General features: G+C 47.2%; 18 protein-coding genes. 6 read left to right on the forward strand and 12 right to left on the reverse strand.

Translation table 11 applies throughout. The annotated features are described in order from the left end of the window. Positions 1 to 23: 23 nt before the first annotated feature. The 4 genes from CHL76_RS01445 to CHL76_RS01460 form a co-directional block, all read right to left on the reverse strand. Positions 24 to 869 carry a carbohydrate ABC transporter permease gene (locus tag CHL76_RS01445; RefSeq protein ID WP_233133184.1) on the reverse strand — a complete coding sequence of 282 codons (846 nt, stop codon included), beginning with the start codon at positions 867 to 869 and terminating at the stop codon, positions 24 to 26. Then, on the reverse strand, positions 870 to 1,631 hold the full coding sequence (locus tag CHL76_RS01450; protein ID WP_233133185.1) for a carbohydrate ABC transporter permease: 762 nt from the start codon (positions 1,629 to 1,631) through the stop codon (positions 870 to 872). A gap of 170 nt (positions 1,632 to 1,801) precedes the next feature. Beyond that, positions 1,802 to 3,106 (reverse strand): extracellular solute-binding protein, encoded by a 1,305-nt coding sequence (locus CHL76_RS01455; RefSeq protein ID WP_094907657.1) that lies wholly within the window; start codon positions 3,104 to 3,106, stop codon positions 1,802 to 1,804. A 93-nt stretch (positions 3,107 to 3,199) separates the two neighbouring features. Beyond that, a complete protein-coding gene (locus tag CHL76_RS01460) occupies positions 3,200 to 4,369 on the reverse strand; it encodes an ROK family transcriptional regulator (protein ID WP_094907658.1) in 1,170 nt (389 codons plus the stop codon). Between the two features lie 133 nt (positions 4,370 to 4,502). On the opposite strand from CHL76_RS01460, the gene CHL76_RS01465 reads away from it, so the two are divergent. From CHL76_RS01465 to CHL76_RS01480, 4 genes are all read left to right on the forward strand, one after another. Continuing rightward, entirely contained in the window at positions 4,503 to 5,399 is an 897-nt protein-coding gene (locus CHL76_RS01465) for a LysR family transcriptional regulator (RefSeq protein WP_094907659.1), read from the forward strand. A 99-nt stretch (positions 5,400 to 5,498) separates the two neighbouring features. Beyond that, positions 5,499 to 6,050, forward strand: a complete 552-nt coding sequence (locus CHL76_RS01470) for an acyl-CoA thioesterase (RefSeq protein ID WP_079474752.1) — start codon at positions 5,499 to 5,501, stop codon at positions 6,048 to 6,050. Continuing rightward, on the forward strand, positions 6,034 to 6,399 hold the full coding sequence (locus tag CHL76_RS01475; RefSeq protein WP_079474751.1) for a hypothetical protein: 366 nt from the start codon (positions 6,034 to 6,036) through the stop codon (positions 6,397 to 6,399). The genes CHL76_RS01470 and CHL76_RS01475 overlap by 17 nt, the downstream gene beginning before the upstream one ends. Positions 6,400 to 6,572: 173 nt before the next feature. After that, a complete protein-coding gene (locus tag CHL76_RS01480) occupies positions 6,573 to 7,511 on the forward strand; it encodes an LCP family glycopolymer transferase (RefSeq protein WP_079474750.1) in 939 nt (312 codons plus the stop codon). A 37-nt stretch (positions 7,512 to 7,548) separates the two neighbouring features. Here CHL76_RS01480 and CHL76_RS01485 read toward each other — a convergent pair whose 3' ends face one another. The 8 genes from CHL76_RS01485 to CHL76_RS01520 form a co-directional block, all read right to left on the reverse strand. Then, on the reverse strand, positions 7,549 to 8,331 hold the full coding sequence (locus CHL76_RS01485) for a CpsB/CapC family capsule biosynthesis tyrosine phosphatase (protein WP_094907660.1): 783 nt from the start codon (positions 8,329 to 8,331) through the stop codon (positions 7,549 to 7,551). A gap of 204 nt (positions 8,332 to 8,535) precedes the next feature. Next, positions 8,536 to 9,507: a C40 family peptidase gene (locus tag CHL76_RS01490; RefSeq protein WP_094907661.1), complete on the reverse strand. Its 972-nt coding sequence runs from the start codon at positions 9,505 to 9,507 to the stop codon at positions 8,536 to 8,538. A 390-nt stretch (positions 9,508 to 9,897) separates the two neighbouring features. Next, positions 9,898 to 10,536 carry a hypothetical protein gene (locus CHL76_RS01495; RefSeq protein ID WP_094907662.1) on the reverse strand — a complete coding sequence of 213 codons (639 nt, stop codon included), beginning with the start codon at positions 10,534 to 10,536 and terminating at the stop codon, positions 9,898 to 9,900. Positions 10,537 to 10,865: 329 nt separating this feature from the next. After that, positions 10,866 to 13,070, reverse strand: a complete 2,205-nt coding sequence (locus CHL76_RS01500) for an alpha-galactosidase (protein ID WP_094907663.1) — start codon at positions 13,068 to 13,070, stop codon at positions 10,866 to 10,868. A gap of 23 nt (positions 13,071 to 13,093) precedes the next feature. Then, a complete protein-coding gene (locus CHL76_RS01505; RefSeq protein WP_094907664.1) occupies positions 13,094 to 13,924 on the reverse strand; it encodes a carbohydrate ABC transporter permease in 831 nt (276 codons plus the stop codon). Then, the gene (locus CHL76_RS01510) at positions 13,924 to 14,763 is read right to left on the reverse strand and encodes a carbohydrate ABC transporter permease (RefSeq protein WP_371862239.1); all 840 of its coding nucleotides are present in this window, start codon (positions 14,761 to 14,763) and stop codon (positions 13,924 to 13,926) included. Before CHL76_RS01510 ends, CHL76_RS01505 begins: the two co-directional genes overlap by 1 nt. Before the next feature lie 154 nt (positions 14,764 to 14,917). After that, positions 14,918 to 16,246 carry an ABC transporter substrate-binding protein gene (locus CHL76_RS01515; RefSeq protein WP_094907666.1) on the reverse strand — a complete coding sequence of 443 codons (1,329 nt, stop codon included), beginning with the start codon at positions 16,244 to 16,246 and terminating at the stop codon, positions 14,918 to 14,920. 304 nt (positions 16,247 to 16,550) lie between these two features. Next, a complete protein-coding gene (locus CHL76_RS01520) occupies positions 16,551 to 17,357 on the reverse strand; it encodes a histidinol-phosphatase (protein ID WP_094907667.1) in 807 nt (268 codons plus the stop codon). 250 nt (positions 17,358 to 17,607) lie between these two features. Between CHL76_RS01520 and nagE the strand changes: the two genes are divergently transcribed. Both nagE and CHL76_RS01530 read left to right on the forward strand, forming a co-directional pair. After that, entirely contained in the window at positions 17,608 to 18,990 is a 1,383-nt protein-coding gene (gene nagE / locus CHL76_RS01525; protein ID WP_094907725.1) for an N-acetylglucosamine-specific PTS transporter subunit IIBC, read from the forward strand. 85 nt (positions 18,991 to 19,075) lie between these two features. Then, the gene (locus CHL76_RS01530) at positions 19,076 to 19,804 is read left to right on the forward strand and encodes an SIS domain-containing protein (protein ID WP_094907668.1); all 729 of its coding nucleotides are present in this window, start codon (positions 19,076 to 19,078) and stop codon (positions 19,802 to 19,804) included. The last annotated feature ends 1 nt before the right edge of the window (position 19,805 follow it).

Raw genomic sequence — 19,805 nt, forward strand, 5'->3', positions numbered from 1 at the left:
ATCCTCTCTGAAGTAAATCCCTGCTATCCTTTAACAGCTCCGCTCGTCAATGCTCCAACAATATAGCGCTGCAGCAGGACAAATAAAATGACTACTGGAATAATGGACATAATGCTTCCTGCAGCAAGCAGGTGGGTCGTAATCTGGGTCTGGGTGGACTGAAGGTTTACCACGCCGACCGAAACCGGGTACAGCGACGCATCATCGATCAGGATGAATGGAATAACAAACTGCGACCAGCTCTGCACAGCAACAATAATTACTACGGAAACGATACCAGGTATGCTGACCGGAAACAAAACGCGACTCAGCATCTGCCATTTGTTGCACCCGTCAATAATTGCCGCTTCATCCATATCCACCGGCACGGTATCAATGTAGTTTTTCAAAAACCACGTGGTAAACGGAAGCACTACGGCGACGTATACAAGAACGACCAGCCACAGCTGGTTCAAAAGCCCCCAGCTTGCAAACAGCCGGTACAGCGGAATGGTAATAACTACTGCTGAAATCATCTGGGTCATTAACACAGCGACCATCAGCTGGCTTTTAAACTTCATCCGGTACCTTGATAAGGCAAACGCTGCCGGGATTGCAATGAGCAGTGTTAATACAACTGTGGAAGCCACAATTCGAAACGAGTTCCATAAATACTGGAGCACCGGGGCTGAATCCAGCACTTCCCGGTAGTTCCCGATCGCAAAGCTTGTCGGAATGATACTTGGGGGCACCTGAAGCACTTCAAACCTTGTCTGCAGGGACAGGGAAAGCACCCAAAGAAGCGGAAATAAAAAGCTGAGTACAACAAGCACGTAGCTTATATAAAGTCCAACCTTTATCCACCGCTGTTTTTTCGCACCTACCATCATTTATTCTTCCCCCCTTCGGCCGAGTACCTTTAAGTAAACAAGCGTCATTACTACGTTCACCACCAACAGCACTACGGCAGTCGCAGCACCTTCTCCGAGGTTAAACTCCCTGAAAATAGCTGTATAAATACTTAAAGCGATAACTTCTGTGCTGTTACCCGGCCCGCCTCCTGTAAGAGCCATCACCATATCGAACGTATTGAAGGTATCAATAGAAATAATAATCAGGTTCACCAGTATAATAGGAGCGATCGCAGGAAGAATAACATTTTTCATGCGCTGGAGCGCACTTGCTCCGTCAATAACCGCTGCTTCGAGCACATCCTTCGAAACCGTTTTCAATCCTGCATACATTAAAATCATGCTGAATGCTGTGCCGCGCCATATATTGGCGAGCGTCACGGACAACAGCGCCATGGTCGGGTCTGAGAGAAAGGAAACGGGCCCGAGGCCTATGGTACTCAGAGCATAATTGATAATGCCTGCGTCTGTTTCGTTGTACAGCATGCCCCATATAACCCCAATGACAACACCTGGAATGGCCCAGGCCACGAGGACAGAGGTACGCACGACGACTGTGCCCCGTAGGTTCATTTTCTCCCCCTGTACAATGAGAAGTGCAACGATAAATCCAGCAAAGAGCTGAAAAACAACACTGAAAAATACGAAGAACGCTGTTGTTCCGATCATCGGCAAAAAGCCTGGAAGTGTAAACATGCGAAGATATGATTCCAGCGTATAGTCGTACCCTACCTGAATCATATTTGCATCTGTGAAGCTAAGCCGCACTATTTGGAGAATTGGGTAGAGGAATACTGCGGCCAATACCAGCAAAAGAGGGATTAGCCAGGGATACGGGGTGTCCCACATTGTTTTTCTCGGCCTCCGCTTTTGTTCCGTTTGCTGAGGGGGAAATGCTTTATCGTATGTGCTCATTCGCTCTCACCGCTTTCTCCGAAGGTGACAATTTCCCATGCATCATCAACCGCCTGTTCCGGCTCCTTGCTCCCGGATATTACCTGGGAAATAGCCGTTTGCAGCTGTACCGAAATTTCGTTATATTTTGAAGCCCCCGGACGGGCTTCGGCCTCTGTTTCCAAAGATGTCAGAAACTCGTCATTGAAAGCGCCGGGATTGTAAGAATCGGATTCATATACAGACGTCCGGGCCGGCAGCGAGCCCTGAATCGAGGTGAATTCGCCCATCCCTTCTTCACTGATAAAGGAATCCATAAGAAAATCAAAGGCGGCTTCCTTCTTCTCCGGGTCATCTGTAAAAATCCCCCAGGCCCAGCCGCCAGCGCTTGATACGGTTGGATCGTCTTCCTCAATTGTCGGAAGTGAAGCTACTTCCCAGTTCTCAAAATCGTCGCCAAGTATTTCTTCTATCGTGACCGCCTGCCAGCTTCCGCCTAAAAACATGGCCGTATCACCGGCTGCAACTTCCCCATTTGCATCATTTTCCCGGCCCGAACTCGCCATGCGCTTGGAAACAGCTCCTTCCTCCTGGGCACGGTCGAGCGTTTCAAACGTACGAATCATGGCTTCTCTATTCTCTCCTTTGCCGAAAACCGGGTTGCCTTCCTTATCCACCAGCTTGCCGCCCTGCGACCAGAATAACGGCCATAAGGATGTCACCGATGTACCCTCTCCAATGCCCAGCGGAAGTACCAGGCCTTCATAGCCTTCTTTTTGTACCTCATTGGATACTTCAATCACTTCCTCCCAGGTCGACGGCGGTTCTTCAATGACTTCCTTGTTATAATAAAGCATTCTCGTATCCGTGCTCATGTACAGGCCATAGATCTTTCCGTCATCGCCCCGTAATACCTTCTCCGCAAAAGGAAGGTAATCATCTGGATCGAGACCCCGCTCTTCCATCAGTTCATCCAGGGGCTGCAAATATTCCTTGTAACGATCCAGCATATAGCCGTCAATCGCAGCCATATCCGGCGCCCGGCCGGTATTTGCCTGTTCAAGCAGTCTGGCCATCGCTTCATCAATGTTGCTCGATTGCAGACTAAGTTGAATGTTCATATCCGGATGTTCTTTTTCAAAGGATTCTATGTTTTCTGAAATATAATCTGATGTTGCGGCTGATGGGGCTTCAGGTGAATAGCCTGCTGTCGTGTACCAGGTGAGCGTCTCTTTTTCTTCTGCGCTCGGGTTGTCACCACTGCAGCCTGCCAGTCCTGCTATTACCAGCATAGACATTCCAATCGATATTGATTTTTTCATGAGGCTCCGCCTCCGATCTGCATTATTTTCTAACCTTTCACTTCTTAAAACAGTTTTAATAAGTCTTTAAAAGCTAAAGGCTGCAGAAATTTCTTAGTGCAGCGCTCGTTTTAGAATCAGGGAAGCCGCTCCCATAGCCTCCGCTTCCTGCCCGAACTTCGACGAAATAAACTCCATTGCGCCTGCTGTTTCAGGATAAACACATTCTCTAACTATTTTTTCTGCTTCTTCAGGAAACTCCGGGACAGCTGTAATCAACCTGCCGCCAATGACGACTAATTCCGGATTAAGAAAATTCACTTTATCGGCAATGGCACTGCCGACGTCCTCCATGCTTTCCTGAATAATCTCCTGCGCCAGCGGGTCCCCTTTTGCCAGGCCTTCGATGAATTCTTCTATGGAATGTAAATTTTTTGGCAGTGATGTTGAATCACCTCGATGTATCCGGCCCTTTGTTTCTTCTAAAATGGGAAGAATAGAGTATAAAGCCTTTCCTGTTACATTGTTTTTCGGACGCAGCCGCCTGCTTTCGAATCCTACCTCCCCCGCCAGGTGAGTCGTGCCCCGGAAGAGTTGGCCATTGATGATATAACTGCTCCCTATACCAAAATCGATCATAAAATAAAGCACGTTTTCTGCCTCCCGTGCATGACCGTAATGCCATTCTCCGAGCAGCATGCAGTTTGCGTCTTTTTCAAGACAGACAGCTGTATCAAACGCTTTTTCAAATAATGTAACGACTTGGATGTTTCGCCATAGAGGCAGGTGCGGCGGGGATAAAATGGTGCCTTTATCCGCATTAACCGGGCCGGGTGAACTAATACCGATACCTACCATCTTTTTTAACTGGAACTTGGGCGCATTTACAATTTTTTTAACTCTATTTATCACTCTCCCTATTACCGCTTCAGGCTCTTCCGCTAGAGAAAAAGATTCTGTTTCCCGGTAAATTATCTCCCCCTTTAACGTAGTAATCACAAGCACCACTTCTTCTACGGAAATGCTTACGCCGACTAAATAGTGCCACTCGGAATCCAGGGTATACAGCGTAGGTTTTCTGCCTCCATTGGACAGTGCCTGCCCCGCCTCCTGCAGCAGCCGTGCTTTTTCCAGATCAACCAGAATATTTCCTACGGAGGCTACTGTTAAGCCTGTCGTTTTAGCCATTTCCTGCTGGGTCATTGGCTCTTCACTGCGGTGCAGCAATTCAAATACACGCCGTCGGTTTGCTGTTTTTAACATGTTTGCGTTCGTTACCGTCATGATAGCCACCTATACTTCTTAAAATTGTTTTAATAAGTAATTAAATGATAACGCTTTCATAAAGAAGTGTCAATATTTTCTTTTTTATTATGGATTTATTACAATGGTATCATCTAATTATTGGAGTGATCGCATGGACTACCGCCAGCTCATTTATTTTATGGAAGCCGCCCGGCTTGAAAGCATTACCCGCGCCGCTGAACATCTGTACGTTACCCAGCCGACGATTAGTAAAATGCTGCGCCAGCTTGAGGAGGAATGGAGCGTAACGCTGTTTGACCGCTCTCGCAAGAAGCTGACCCTTACAGATGCCGGAGCAGTCATGCTTGAGCAGGCCAAAAAGATACGCCACGCTTATCATGGCCTTGAGCACGAGCTTGACGCTCTCCGCGGCTTAAAGCGAGGACAGCTCCGCATCGGGCTTCCGCCTATTTTAAGTTCTTCCTTTTTCACTCGCGTGATCGCCCCTTTTCACGAAAAATATCCCGAAATCACCCTCCACCTCGAAGAAAACGGGTCAAAAAAAATCGAAGAGGCTCTGCTGCACGGCGACCTTGATGTCGGCGCCGTCGTTTTGCCAACAGAGGAATCGTTTTTTCATATCCATCCCTTTATTGATGAGCCGCTTCAGGTCGTGCTTCCCTCCCGACACGCCCTTGCTGTGCAGTCGTCTGTCGGGCTTGCCGAGCTGAACCGGGAGCGATTCCTGCTGTTCAACCAGGACTTTTCCCTGCGCCAGCAGATAATTGCCGCCTGCCGGGATATCGGGTTTATGCCCAACATTCTTTCAGAAAGCTCACAATGGGATTTTATTGAGAAAATGGTGGCGAGCGGTCTCGGCATTACCCTTCTTCCCGAAAGTATTTGCCGGGAGCTGGGCGGGCAGGTAATTATTCGTCCGCTTTCCGGCGAAACGCTCCGCTGGAGGCTTGGCCTTATCTGGCATCGCGAGCATTACCTCTCCTTTATCGCTAAAGAATGGCTCGATTTTTCCATTCCGGTGCTTTCCCAAATGGGGCAGGAGCATTAACGTCTTTATCATAGACAAAGGTTATGTTAAATATGTTAATCATTCATTTTCATTATGATTTTGTATAGAGTATCCTTATAAATGAAAGGAGACTTCACTATGCAGGCACGGAAAATGCGTGAAAGCCGTATCGTCAACACTGACCAGGTACTGCTGAACGATTTAAATAATTATAATTCTCTATTTGGCGGCGTTTTGATGAAAAAACTCGACAGCTGCGCCACGCTGTCGGCCCGCCGGCACTCCCGGGCGAAGGAGTGCGTGACCGCTTCGACCGATTCCATTGATTTTCTCTGTTCGATTTTCCAGACAGATTCAGTCTGCATTGAATCCTTTGTATCCTATACCGGCACAAGCTCGATGGAAATTTTCTGCAAGGTGATCGCTGAAGACATGATGAGCGGAGAACGCCGGATAGCAGCTACCGCTTTTTTAACGTTCGTCGCTCTCGGCGATCACGGCAAACCGGTACCGGTTCCAGGCATTATTCCAGAAACGGATGAAGAAAAAACGCTATTTGAAACCGGCAAAGACCGCGAAATTGACCGCAAGCACCACCGGCAGAAAAGCAAGGAGCTAGCGAAATTTATAACACTGGAAAAACCTTGGGATGAACACGAGGAGGGCGCACAGTATGATCACATTAACTAGTATTCAAACACTTCGAAGCGTCGAGGAAGAACGCAGCACGCTGATGAAAAACAACGAAGAGCTCTATACGCTCTGGGCGCATGCCGTCCAGCTCACCCGGAAGCTTCAGCTTCGCTATCAGAGCCTCTGCAAGCTGCTCGAACAGACAGAGAATCTTCCGGATGACGTTCAGGCGCTGCCGGCTTCTGTACGAAGCCTTTATATAGAAGAAGTCCAGAAGCTGCGCAGGCAGACAGACGACGCCCAGCTGCAGCAGCTCATTCAAACACTTTCCTCTGAAGAACAGGAAGCTTTCTGCGCCATGACCGCCGGCGCCACCCCGGAATCCATTAAAGGGGTAAGTAAATAACTAAACGTATCCAGGCAATTTTATTGTCTGGATTTTTTTGTAACTTCCCGGCAGTTTAGGCGACTATTATTTGTAGCAGATATCATATAATTACAGCCTATTGAACTATTGCTGAATTAACTATAAAATGAAGCAATACTACATAACCAGGCAGACAGGAGAAATGGAGACATATGAAAAAAGCATTATTAATTATTGGCGGGCTGTTTTTGGCGCTCCTTATAGCAGTCGGCATCTATGCCTGGTACCTTTACGACTCGGTTGCGGATACGGCGGAAAATATTAACGAGGGCAACGATCGCCAGAGCAACCTTCGGGAAGCCGATGTAGACATGGATGCAAGCGAGCCGATTTCCATTCTGCTCATGGGCGTTGATGCCCGGAATGGAAGCACCTCAGGCCGGACCGACACCATGATTGTGGCTACTGTAAATCCTGAAACTGAATCAACCAAAATGGTCAGTATTCCAAGAGATACGTATACGGAAATGATCGGACGGGGAGATGAAGGAAAAGACAAAATCACACATGCAAATGCGTTTGGCGGGGCTGACATGGCAATGAATACCGTGGAAAACTTCCTGAACGTACCGATTGACTATTACGCTACTATTAACTTTGAAGGATTCGAGGATATGGTAGATGCGGTAGGTGGAATAACCGTCAACAATACTTTTGCTTTCAGCGACAACGGCTATGATTTTCCAGAAGGTGAAATCGAAATGGACGGGGAAAAAGCACTTACCTATGTTCGTATGAGAAAAGAAGATCCACGCGGGGATCTCGGACGTAACGAGCGCCAGCGTCAGGTACTTGAAGCTATTGCGAATAAAGGACAGAGCGTGACATCCATCACTCGCATTGGCGACTATCTCGATGTGGTAGAGGAAAATGTGCGCACGAACATGACCTTCGATGACATGAAGGATCTGCGCTCGAATTACTTCAGCGCCCGGAATGATATTGAAAACATTAGCTTTGAAAACGGCCAGGACCGCACAATTGATGGAATTTACTACATGGAGCAAGATCCGGCCGAGGTGCAGGAAATCTCGAACACGCTCCGTGAGCATCTCGAGCTTGAAAACGGCGAAGAAGCTCCCGCAGAATAAATAAAAAAAACGGTGTCCTCAGCGAGGACGCCGTTTTTTATTTGGCTTTGGAACGGTTTGGCATAAACCATTTTCTTTTTTCTTTTAACGGAAGCGGCTCCTCGGTACTCACATAACGATTATTCAGCACGCATGCTGCGTTCTCCTTCAGCATTTCTGCATAGTCTTTTCCAGCCAGCTTTTCGATACTGTTGAAGGCCCCTTCCAGGGAAGCTCCCTCTTCAGAGGGATCGATGGTCATACTCGCTGTCATGTTAGCCCACCGGTGCTGAATCATTTTTTCTGCCAGATGCCTTTGCGGCTTCGGAGCGGCTTTGCTGAAGCTTTCTGCACTCACCTGTGCGAGCGATCCGTCTTTAATCAGCCGGTACAGCTCTTCCGGATGTTGCTGGAAGCCCGGCGCCTTTTCTGGTTCTGCAAGGATGGGCATGTACCCTTCCATACGCAGTTCATGTAAATTCGCATGCATGTTGTGATAGGAAAGCTCTTCGCTCCACTCTACAAGAACGTACCGGCTGCCGTTTAGCGTTAGTGCTTCTTCCGTCTTTAATTCATTGATCAGTGTATCTGTCAGCCGAACGCACTGGCCGGGATAAATACGAATGTTGCCTAATTCACTGTGCCACTGCTTTTGAAACTGCTCTATTAAAAATGGAATTGTATCTCCTGGACGTTTATCGTTTTCATGCCACTGCACTGGGGCAGCAATAATATCTGTAACTCCTGTTTCCTGGCATTCTGTGAGCCATTGCCTGACATTATTCTTTTTCTCCGCAGTATCGTCTTCATCACTTAAGATGCAGCTGTTAATGTCAATCAACTCTTCCACTCCTTTGGTTCGGCCCTCAGCCTTTATTATTCCTTCGGCATGGAAACGATTAAGCAGTTTAAGTATAGCACATAACCTCCCCCGCCAAAGTAACTATATCTCAGCCTGCCAGCATCTTTCGCGTAAAACTTTTGTCACGAAAAAGAGGCTGAAAGCAATGACTCTGCTTTTCAGCCTCTCGGTTATTTATTATGTTTAGAAACGTCCTGCGCCAATGTAACGGGATTTCCAATAGGAGCTTTTCATGTCGGAAATGGTGACGCCGGTCGAGGCGCCGGCATGGAGAAACTTGCCGTTTCCAACGTAAAATCCCATATGGGAAGGACCTGTTCTTGTTTCATAAAATACGACATCGCCTACGCTCGGATTCGACACCTTCGATACCTGGGTCCACATTTGCGCTACTGTACGCTTCGTTTTTACGCCGTGCTGATTCATAACATACTGGACGAAGCCACTGCAGTCAAAGCCGCTCGGTGTAGTGCCCCCCCATACATAAGGAGTCCCCATATACTGCTTGCCTGTTTCCACTACCGCTGAGGACGAGCCGGTCGATACACCTGCTACTGTACTGGAATTGGAACTCGAAGAGGAGCTGGAATTTCCGGAAGAAGCCGTCACATTACTGCTCAATGCTTTTCTGGTAACCGGACCGACGACGCCGTCCACCCCGATACCCGCAGCGCGCTGAAAATCTTTTACTGCTGCATCTGTTACAGGGCCGAATACGCCGTCCACATAGCTGTTATAAAATCCTTTGCTTTTCAGCGTGCTCTGCAAACTGCTCACTTCGCTTCCGCGGTCCCCCCGGCGGAGACTCGAAGACACGCTCGAGCTGGAAGAACCTGAGGAATTCGAAGAAACACTGGAGGAAGAGCTGTTGCTGCCAAGATTCATTTTACTGAATGTGATTGGGCCGGCTACGCCATCCACTCCAATGCTTTTTGCACGCTGAAATGATTTCAGGGAGCTCGCTGTTACCGGTCCAAACACCCCGTCAATGGCACCACTGTGATATCCTTCGCTTTTTAAGTACTCCTGCAGCTCTTTTACGTCAGAGTTCCGGTGGCCTACTTTTAATGTCTGGTCTCCAAGAGCTGCGTCTGCAACGCTGGGTGTGGCTAAAAGTCCTGCTGCAAGCGCAGCGCTGAATAAGAATTTTTTCATATGTTTTCGTCTGTAAGGTCTCTTAATATCCGGAGTGTGTATGTTGTGAATCTAAAGTTTCAGAACAGCTCATCTGATAGAAATATATGTAATAAAAGGGATATTTTTTATTATTAAGAGTTTAAGACGATTACACCTCCTGTTATTTTATTTTTAAGTGATTAAGTATGTTTTTTCCGTATTTATTAACTACTCGTAGTATATGTTGGAGGCACAACTAATTCAATAGAAGTGGAACTTTTGTTACATAACTGTAATTTAGCACACAAATTCGTAACTTTATTAGTGATTTTAGACCTAATTAAAACTTTGCACACGGTATAATATGCCCAGTAAACATAAAAAAACTTCCTCCACCTGCGAAAAGGCGGAAGAAGTTATGCGTTATTTTCACATCTGTAATATTCTATGTTCTTTAATGTAGTCGATGACCTCTTCCACGCTGATATCCTCTGCCAGAATATACCTGCTGCGCTGATGCACTTCCGGTTTTTCAAGAATATTCAGCTTCACGCAGTAGCGGAACAGCAGAGTGATAAACTGGCGAAGCGTAGAGGCCTGATAGGTGGATTTTTCCTTCAGTGAATCCCCAAAGGCTTCAAAGTAATCCTTTGAAGAGAAAGGAGATTTATTCTCCCAGGAAACCAGGTTCTGTAAGAACGTCCTGAAAAATTCAACGCTTACAGCGTATGTCTGTGGTGCTTTTTTGAATTTCAGCAGCCCCTCTTCTTCAATGTAGTATAAAAGAAGCGTGTCCCGGTTTTGGGCTGAAGAAGCGCTGGTAACGTTCAGATGGGGATCTCTGAAGGGAACTGTAGGAGCGGACAGGTCGACCAACCCGTTTTCTCCAAAGGGCACCGCCTCCGCGTTATTCCGTTCCGGGTAACTGGCATCCTCTCCCGCGATAAAAGCCTTCATTCGTTCGAGGCTGCGCATATAATGTACGGCCTGTTCGGCGCGGTCATAGTTATGGTCCTGCACCGCCTCATGCAGTATTTCCTGTAACTGTTCTTCATATTTTGCTGACATTAAGGGTGAATCTCCTTTCTTCAGTGACGGTCTTCATATTATTAATTTTTTGCGCTTGTGTAAGAATTAATTTAACAATTGTTTTTATGCAAAAATAAGCAGCCATTTGAATTATACTTAATATATTTTTTCATATTGTCCTGCCGGCGTCTATACTTTCTTGTTGTATAATTATAAATTACACACATATTCTTTTATCGTACGTTATTCTTTTACTACTTTCATCGGTCTTCATTCTCGATAATTATAGCGGTCTTTATTAGTATTTTTATACTGACGTGAAAAAAGCCGGAAAAAGCGAATATCGCTTTTTCCGGCTTACTGGTTCTCTATACTGCCCGCAGTACTATAACGGTGGAGGCATAATCTCCTACAGGCTTTTTCACCCCCTCTGTATTCACCGGAAGCCCTGCATACATTAGTTCAGCACCATACAGTTGCCAGTCTGTTCCTTCCACTGCATAAAGCAGCTCTTCAGCGAGTCCGACCCCATAAACCCGGCTGAACCCATCATTTGGTTCTTCGAGCACCTGGTACCTGCCAATGACTGCCGTTTTCTTATCCTTCGAAACCACGCTCCAGGAAGTCACGTTTCCATCACCCTCAAACGGGCTCGTAATCCGGTAAAAGTCACCTTCCTGGAGAAGCTCCCGGTAGTGTTTGTAAAATTCCACCTGCTTTTGCAGCACTGATAGATCCGGCTCCTTCGTAATATCAAGCTCGTAGCCAAAATTTCCAAAATAGGAAACGTCCGCCCGTGTCTGCAGACTCGTAGTCCGGTGCACCTGATGATTGGGTACGTCAGATACATGGGCACCCATTGTCTTCAGCGGATACACCATCGACGTACCGTACTGGATACGGAGTCTTTCCACAGCATCGGTATTGTCGCTCGTCCATGTCTGCGGCGCGTAGTACAGCATGCCGGGATCAAACCGGCACCCCCCGCTTGCACAGGACTCAAACAATACATGCGGAAATTCTGTCGTCAGCCGCTCATACAAATCATAGACACCGAGCACGTAACGGTGCATGATTTCCTGCTGCCGGTCCGGCGGATACACCTTAGAGTAAACTTCTGTAAGCGGCCTGTTCATGTCCCACTTTACATAAGTGATGGCAGCATCCTTTAGCAGCCGGGACATCTGACGGTAGAGCTCATCAACTACCTCCGGCCTTGAAAAGTCCAGCACAAATTGATTCCTTCCCTGTGAGGGCTGTCTCCCCGGTGTTTCAAGTATCCAGTCCGGATGCTTTTGAAACAGTTCGCTTTGTTTTGATATCATTTCCGGTTCAAACCACAGGCCAAAACGCATATCCATGCCTGTGATTTTTTCCGCCAGCCCCCGGATGCCGTTTGGAAGCTTACTTTCATCTTCAAACCAGTCCCCGAGCGATGTCGTGTCATCGTTCCTGCGACCGAACCACCCATCATCCAGGACGAACAATTCGATACCACACTGACTGGCTGTTTCCGCCATGGAAACAATCTTTTCTTCATTGAAATCAAAATAAGTGCCTTCCCAGTTGTTTAAAAGCACCGGCCGTGTTTCATCTCTCCAGGGTCCACGAACAAGGCGGCTGCGGTATAGATCGTGGAATTTTTGGCTCATGCCGTTTAAGCCTTCTGTAGAATGCACCATCACTACCTCGGGAGTCTGGAAAGTTTCGCCAGGCTCCATCTTCCAGGAAAAATCAAAACCCGGAAGCCCCATCGACACTCTCGAAACCCCAAAGTGGTCAACCTCTACCTGGCCCTCGAAATTACCGCTGTAAACAAAGCTGAAACCAAATACTTCGCCCCGGCTTTCATCTGTTCCCGGCCGCTTCAACGCCAGAAACGGGTTGTGCTGGGCACTACTGACGCCTCGGGTGCTTGCAATCTGCTGTACTCCCTCTTCAAGCTTTCGTGTTTTCACGTGACGCTCTCTCGCCCAGGCACCGGATAAATGCAGCATCTCAAACTCTGCGTCCGGAAAATCGACATTCATGCTTTTAATGCCAAGCAGACGAAACGATTCACTTCCGCCGTTATAAACAGCCGCACTCCGAGTAATGACCCCGGATGCTTCAAAAAGCGTATACTGCAGAGTTAATTCCGCGTTCAGATGGTAGTCTTTCAGAGTAACAACGAGCGTAGAAGCTTCATCTCCGTGCTCTGTGTATGTGGCCGGCAGCCCTGGAAGCTCAGGCTTGTTTTCAAGGAAAGCATGACTTTCGTATTGGAAATTAGTAATACGGCTGCCATCCTGCTGCTGAATGTGCAGTGCCGGCTCACGGAAATCAGTCGTGCCGTAAACCGGATATTCCTGCTGTATGCTTTCGAGTGAAAATGAAGGATTTTCTTCAAATACAGAAGTCGTATTCGAACGTTCTTCAAACCGGCGCAGATGAGAAAAATCCTCACGATGCGGCAGGCGTTTTCCGTAATAGATATGCCCGAGCTGATTATTTGAAAGCACATCGAATACGTAGCTCGTATCTGCTGCCTGCAAATGAAATGTTTTAGTGGCACTGCTGTAATGAATAGGCATTCCGCTTTTCCCCACTTTTTATTTTATTTGATCGATCCCTGCGCAAGGCCTTCGATAAAGAAGCGCTGTAAAAATAAGAACAACAAGGTCATCGGCAGCAGCGCTACAAGAGAAGCGGCAGCCACCAGGTTCAGATTGGCCGAGTTTTCTCCGAAGAAGCTGTTCACTGCCACCGGCAGCGTCTGAACGCTTGCTTCCTGAAGGAAGAAAATCGCAAACTGGAAGTCGTTCCAGATATAGACGCAGGCAATGATTAATACCGTGGCTGTAATAGGCTTAAGCAGCGGAAACACGATCCGGAAGAAAATGGTCATCGTACTTGCACCGTCAATTTTTGCCGCTTCTTCAAGCTCTTTCGGCACAGTAGAGCGAATAAATCCGGCATACAAAAAAATCGTCATTGAAAGAAATGCTGCAACGTTATTAAATATAGCCACGGCGCGAGTATTTAACAGCCCCCAGTCCACGACCATCTGGTAAAGTGGCACGAGGACCGTCAGTGGCGGCACAATCATAACACCGATAAAAAACAAGTATACAAATTTGTTTAGCTTCGTCTGTCTCCTTGCGAGCGGGTAAGCAGCCAGCGAACCGGCAAGAATCAGGCAGGCGGCGGAGAAAAACGTAATGAAGCCGGAATTAAACATTGCTGTCCCGAGCTGCGCCTGTTCCCAGGCCACAGTAAAATTTTCAAAGCTCCATTCCTGCTGCGGCAGTACCCACATGGAACTAAAGTCGCCCAATGCTTTCAGCGAGGTAGTAATCAAAATATAAAAGGGAACAATATGCAAAAGACATATGAGCAGGCACAAAAGATTCAATCCTAAACGCTGTTTTCCTGTAAAGCGATTCATTATGCTTCTACCTCCTTGCGGCGCAGGTAAATGACCGAGGCCAGCGTAATAACGAGAATAATGATAACCATCAGCACGCCCTGCGTGGCTGCGTAGCCTGCGTCCTGGCGGTCAAAGTACAGCGAATACATGAATGTCGACATGGACTGCGAGGCATCTCCCGGTCCGCCTCCGGTCAAGGAAACAATCACGTCAAACAGCTTTAACCCTCCTATAATATTTAGCACAACGTTGATGGTAATTGCCGGCATTAAAAGCGGAATCGTGATATTTTTGAACTGCTGGAACAGCGAAGCCCCGTCGATGCGTGCTGCTTCGTAATACTCTTTGGATACGCTTTGCAGTCCGGCAATAAATACAATCATCGAAATGCCTACAAACTGGTATGTGTTGACCAGTACGATTAAAAACGGATTCAGGCTAGGATTGTTCAGCCAGTTAATACGATCAAGCCCAAAAAGCATGACAACATCGTTTAACGCTCCATTACTGTAAGCAAACATAAAGTACCAGATATACCCCATAATAAGCGGGCTGATAATAACCGGCATATATACGATTGTTCTGGTAATGGCACGCATTTTCAGGCTTTGCATGAGCAGCAGTGCATACAGCAGGCCTACTGTCATCTGCAAAAACGTACTGCCGACACCATAAAGCAGCGTATTGCGCACTACGAGCCACGTAGTAGGGTCTGTAAGCATCCGGGTGTACTGTTCGAAGCCGACAAAGTTCCTTGTCTGCGAGAAACCATCCCAATCTGTAAAAGAAATGCGCAGGCCGTTGATAAACGGATAAACGATGAAAATAATGACAAAGGCAAGCGCGGGAACGTACATAATCCAGAGCGAGGATGTTTTTGAGCTTTTGATTTTGTTTTTCTTAGCACCGGAATCTGCTGATTCATATTTTTCGGTTTTTTCCATTTTTTCTCACTCCTATAAAGGGAAAGGGACTGACCGGAAAGAAGTCCCTTTCATTTAATCCTCCTGATTACTCTTCCGCTTCTTCGTCTACTGCCGGCTCTTCCGCTTCTTCAATATCTTCGCCTTCTTCGACGCCGACCTCTTTGCGGAGACGCTCGAATTCTGTAGCCATTTCCTCGGACACCTGTTCCGGCGTCATTGAACCGGCCAAAAGCTCTTCACCAGTGCTTCCAATTACGTCCCACATACCGCTCGGCAGGTATTCCCGGTCAAAATATGGCTCAATTTCAATATCCTCATATTTGGCGTAGGAATCTTCATAGTAGCTCTCCGAATCTACGCTTTCGAGCGGGGACGGGAGGGCGGTAGCTTCAGCCATTGTTTTTGCATTTTCTTCTTCAGCCATAAAGGAGATGAACTCTTTCGCTTCTTCCTTCATGTCAGAATCATTCCAGACAGCCAGCGTATGGCGTTCGCCGCCGATCCAGCTCGGGTCGTCCCCTTCATGAATGGAAGGCACCGGCACCATTCCCACTTCCACATCCGGATTTAACTCTGTGACGTCAGCGCCGAATGAACCACCGGCAAAGATGAAAGCAATCTGGTTTTGGGCCATGAGATTTACAGCCTGGGCACCGTTAGCATTGACCGCGTCTTCGTTAACTAAACCTTCCTCGTGCATAGTCTGCAGCTGTTCCGGCAGGAATGTATAATTACTCCAGTCAAACGTACCTTCTTTCAATTCTTCTTCATAATTGTTTTCACCTTCAGCAGAGGTCAAAAGCGGCGTAGCCATCTGATCGAAATACTGGGCGATTGCTCCGGCACCTTCCTGAGCCATAAACATCGGCGTCACTTCATCTCCAGCTTCTTTTTCGAGCTGCCTCATCGCTGCAAGCAGCTCATCGTATGTTTCCGGCGCTTCAATACCGTGCTCATCAAGAAGCGTTTTGTTGTAGCTGATCCCATCCAGCGCTTCGTTGATTGGATATGCATATAGTTTTCCGTTTTCGTCCGACAACAGCGAGCTCATGTTATCGTTTAAATCGCTGGCCCACTCTTCCCCGGAAAGATCTTCAGTATAATCACCGTACCGATTCTGTGCCCAGCCGTGGGTATCGAAAACGTCCGGCATTTCATTGGAGGCCATCTGCACGCGGAGTTGGCTTTCATAATCCGCTCCTGGGAGGTTCACATTCACCTGGATGCCGCTCTCTTCTTCAAAGTCGGCAACGAGTTCTTCAAACGTTTCTTTTTCCGATTCATTCGTTACAGAAGAATATAGTGTTAATGTTTCGCCAGAATCTTCCCCTGAAGAGTCTCCCCCTCCGCCCCCGCATCCGCTCAATACTACCGCTGTAACGACAGGCATCGAAAGCAACAACCTTTTTTTCATAAAATAACATCCTTCCCTGAATTTTTATTTAGTAAATTTTTATTCGTTTTTATTAAGTTAACACATTGAGCAAACGCTTTCAATAAAAGTTTGAAAATTAATTTAATTATGTTTCGCTTCGTCTGATTCTATTGATAAATGCCTTTGTTTAATGAATTAACAAAGATATACCAAACTATTTTATCTTTCTCTGCTGTTAATAATGTAATCATTCACCATTAGCTTTTAGTTATATTTTAGTAAATTTATTGATGAAAAAGCTGTATTCCTTCTTAAAAAGGCAATACAGCTAGCTTTTGTACACTTATAAATAAACATCCACCGGGCGTCTCTGCCGAAAAAATCTCCAGGAACGATAGCCAATCTGCTTCAAACGCTTTTGTACTTCTTCCAGGTCTTCCCCAATCCTTTCGGGTACATGGGCATCAGAACCAAAAGTTACGGGAACGCTGTAGTACAGGGCGCGTTCAAGCAGATCGTCCGACGGATACCAGCCCCCGCAGTATTTAGTTTTACCCGATGTGTTAATCTCAATGGCCGTCCCTTCCTGCCCAATCACCCGGAGAGCTTCGTCCACCTTCGGAGTATCGATCTCTGCTGCGTAGGGAAAATAACCCTTCAGGGCATCAATATGGCCTAAAATATCAAACATTCCGCTTTTGGCAGAGAGCATAATCTGGCGGTAATACTCTTCCTTTACCTGACGGATATCTGCATCATCCATACCGTCCCATCTTGAAGTGTCGAAAATATTTATGCCGTTTACAAAATGGACCGAACCGATCACGTAATCCATCGGATAGTTGTCATACTGCAGACGATACGGCTTCTCCTGGTTCGGAAAATAATCGGATTCCACTCCGATCAGCACTTCAATATCATTTATGTATTTTTCTTTCAGCTGACGAATTTCTTCAATATAGACCGGAAATTCTCCTTTAGCCATCGTAATGCGGGGATAAGGATGTTCTTCGCTACTTGCAAAGAACGGGGAATGGTCGGAAATACCGATCACGTCCAGCTTTTCCCGGATCGCTGCCTGGATATAATCCTCAATGGTTCCTTCTGCATGTCCGCAACGATCATGATGGTTGTGAAGATCAAATTTCATTTTTCTCACCTTTCCTTTTTCTTTTTATCGTATCATGTCCGTCATAAAAATCTATTTTAAAAATGGTATAGACATCTATATATAATGTGTTACTATGTTTGTAAGCGTTACCTTATAGATGTTGCCAGATTCTCTGACAGAGTTTTTAAATTTTTAAGAAAATTGGTATAGACATCTATAACTAAAATAAGGTACATTTTCATCATACATTCTATTAGAGGGGGATCTACTTATGCTTGGAAACATTCAAATCATGGGCAAGTTCCAAAAGCTCGGACGTTCATTGATGCTTCCGATCGCAGTCCTGCCGGCTGCCGCTCTTATTCTGCGCTTCGGGCAGGAGGATCTGCTCGATATTGCCTTTGTCGCCAACGCCGGCCAGTTTATTTTCGATAACCTGGCACTGCTGTTTGCGGTAGGACTGGCGATTGGTTTTTCCAGGGACGGCAGTGGCGCCGCCGCACTCGCGGGCGTTGTCGGTTATTTAATTTTAACTGGAGGATTAGAAGGCATAAACGAAGATATTAACATGGGAGTGTTTGGCGGCATAATCGCAGGTATTACGGCCGGACTATTATATAACCGCTTTTATAACATTCAGCTGCCGCAGTTCCTCGGCTTCTTCGGGGGCAGGCGGTTTGTGCCTATTATTACGGCCGTTACGATGCTCGTATTTGCGTTTATTTTCGGCTATGTGTGGCCGCCGGTACAGACTGGTATTGACCAGGTTACCAATGTAATTACAGGAACTGGAGCTGCCGGAGCCGGGCTGTACGGATTTTTAAACCGACTCCTGATTCCAACCGGCCTGCATCATATAATTAATGTGTACATTTGGTTTGATTTTGGTTCTTTTCAGGGCTATAACGGTGAGATCACTCGTTTCTTAAATGGTGACCCGGATGCTGGCGCCTATACTGCCGGATTCTTTCCAATCATGATGTTCGGCCTTCCGGGCGCGTGTCTCGCCATGATTCTGGCTGCAAAGCCGGAGCGTCGCAAAGAAGTTGCCGGTATGCTCGGCAGCCTGGCACTCACTTCTTTCCTGACCGGTATTACGGAACCGATTGAATTTACATTTATGTTCCTTTCCCCGCTGCTTTACGTCGTGCACGCGCTCATGACCGGGCTTGCGATGGTGGTAACATTCCAGCTGGGAATATTGGACGCCTTTGGTTTTTCCGCCGGCTTTATAGACTACTTGCTCAACTTCGGCATTGCGACCAAGCCTGTGCTGCTGCTAGGGGTAGGATTAGTATTCGGTGTTCTTTACTTCGTGGTTTTCTCAGTGCTGATCCGGCTGCTGAACATTAAAACACCGGGCCGCGAGGATGAAGAAACGGTCACCACAGCTAATACGTTCAGCGGCGATGATAAATATGAGTCGCTCGCTAAAAACTATGTAGCTGCTCTCGGGGGCTACTCCAACATCCAGTCGATTGATAACTGCGTAACGAGACTGCGTCTTCAGATGAACGATATGGACGAAGTTGATGAAGACCAACTGAAGCAGAACGGAGCACGGGGTGTGGTGAAGGTAGATAAAACCAATCTGCAAGTCATTATTGGTACAGAGGTTGAATTTGTCGCTGACGCAATGCGTACCCAGGATCCTGACTCCAAGGTGGAATAACAATTGCCCCCGTTTTAAAGGCGGGGGCTTTTTCTCTGCCAAAAAACAGGTATACTTTTACCGTGCAGAAAGGATGATATATATTATGATAGAAAAATATTTCTCCCGAATCCACCAGCAGCTGAATGCTGTGGAAGAAAAAGAAAGCGCGCCGATGGAAGCATGCGCAGAAGCCATTGCCAAAACGCTTGAGCAGGACGGCCTTGTGCATTTGTTTGGATGCGGGCACTCCCACCTTCTTTCGCTCGAAGTCTACTACCGGGCCGGCGGGCTCGTGCCGATCCATCCCATTCTTCATGAACCGCTAATGCTCCATGAAGGAGCTCTCCGGTCCTCAGAGCTTGAGCGGACAAACGATTACGCCCAAACGTTTTTAGCGGACGAGCATATTCAGCCGGAGGACACGGTGATTGTTATCTCTACGTCGGGAAGAAATCCTGTTCCGGTTGACGTCGCCCTTCATGCCAAAAAAGCCGGCGCTAAGGTTGCCGGCCTGACATCGGTTGCTTATTCTTCGGCCCAGCCCTCCCGCCATAAGGATGGATTAAAACTGATGCATGTGGTTGATATCGTTCTCGATAACCATGCCCCTTCCGGCGATGCCCTGCTTACGCATCCAGCACTCACTGCCCCCTTTGCTTCAAGCTCTACGGCGATAGGAACGGCTATGCTGCAGGCAATTATTGCCCGGGCCATTGAGATCACGACAGACCGCGGAAACATGCCCCCTATCTTTGCGAGTGGCAATGCTGATGGCGGGGACGACCAAAACGAACAGTGGCTGGAGAAGTACCGGGACCGGCTGGGGCTTTAAC

Source organism: Marinococcus halophilus (assembly GCF_002265875.1).
Classification (GTDB): Bacteria; Bacillota; Bacilli; order Bacillales; family Marinococcaceae; genus Marinococcus; species Marinococcus halophilus.

Excerpts from the sequence above, each read along its gene's own strand:
- CHL76_RS01475 (WP_079474751.1), top strand. The coding sequence starts at position 6,034 with ATGATCACATTAACTAGTATTCAAACACTTCGAAGCGTCGAGGAAGAA.
- CHL76_RS01480 (WP_079474750.1), top strand. The coding sequence starts at position 6,573 with ATGAAAAAAGCATTATTAATTATTGGCGGGCTGTTTTTGGCGCTCCTT.
- CHL76_RS01450 (WP_233133185.1), bottom strand. The coding sequence starts at position 1,631 with ATGATTCAGGTAGGGTACGACTATACGCTGGAATCATATCTTCGCATG.
- CHL76_RS01495 (WP_094907662.1), bottom strand. The coding sequence starts at position 10,536 with ATGTCAGCAAAATATGAAGAACAGTTACAGGAAATACTGCATGAGGCG.
- CHL76_RS01490 (WP_094907661.1), bottom strand. The coding sequence starts at position 9,507 with ATGAAAAAATTCTTATTCAGCGCTGCGCTTGCAGCAGGACTTTTAGCC.
- CHL76_RS01505 (WP_094907664.1), bottom strand. The coding sequence starts at position 13,924 with ATGAATCGCTTTACAGGAAAACAGCGTTTAGGATTGAATCTTTTGTGC.
- CHL76_RS01500 (WP_094907663.1), bottom strand. The coding sequence starts at position 13,070 with ATGCCTATTCATTACAGCAGTGCCACTAAAACATTTCATTTGCAGGCA.
- CHL76_RS01470 (WP_079474752.1), top strand. The coding sequence starts at position 5,499 with ATGCAGGCACGGAAAATGCGTGAAAGCCGTATCGTCAACACTGACCAG.
- CHL76_RS01530 (WP_094907668.1), top strand. The coding sequence starts at position 19,076 with ATGATAGAAAAATATTTCTCCCGAATCCACCAGCAGCTGAATGCTGTG.
- CHL76_RS01465 (WP_094907659.1), top strand. The coding sequence starts at position 4,503 with ATGGACTACCGCCAGCTCATTTATTTTATGGAAGCCGCCCGGCTTGAA.
- CHL76_RS01515 (WP_094907666.1), bottom strand. The coding sequence starts at position 16,246 with ATGAAAAAAAGGTTGTTGCTTTCGATGCCTGTCGTTACAGCGGTAGTA.
- CHL76_RS01455 (WP_094907657.1), bottom strand. The coding sequence starts at position 3,106 with ATGAAAAAATCAATATCGATTGGAATGTCTATGCTGGTAATAGCAGGA.
- CHL76_RS01520 (WP_094907667.1), bottom strand. The coding sequence starts at position 17,357 with ATGAAATTTGATCTTCACAACCATCATGATCGTTGCGGACATGCAGAA.
- CHL76_RS01510 (WP_371862239.1), bottom strand. The coding sequence starts at position 14,763 with ATGTACGTTCCCGCGCTTGCCTTTGTCATTATTTTCATCGTTTATCCG.
- CHL76_RS01445 (WP_233133184.1), bottom strand. The coding sequence starts at position 869 with ATGATGGTAGGTGCGAAAAAACAGCGGTGGATAAAGGTTGGACTTTAT.
- CHL76_RS01460 (WP_094907658.1), bottom strand. The coding sequence starts at position 4,369 with ATGACGGTAACGAACGCAAACATGTTAAAAACAGCAAACCGACGGCGT.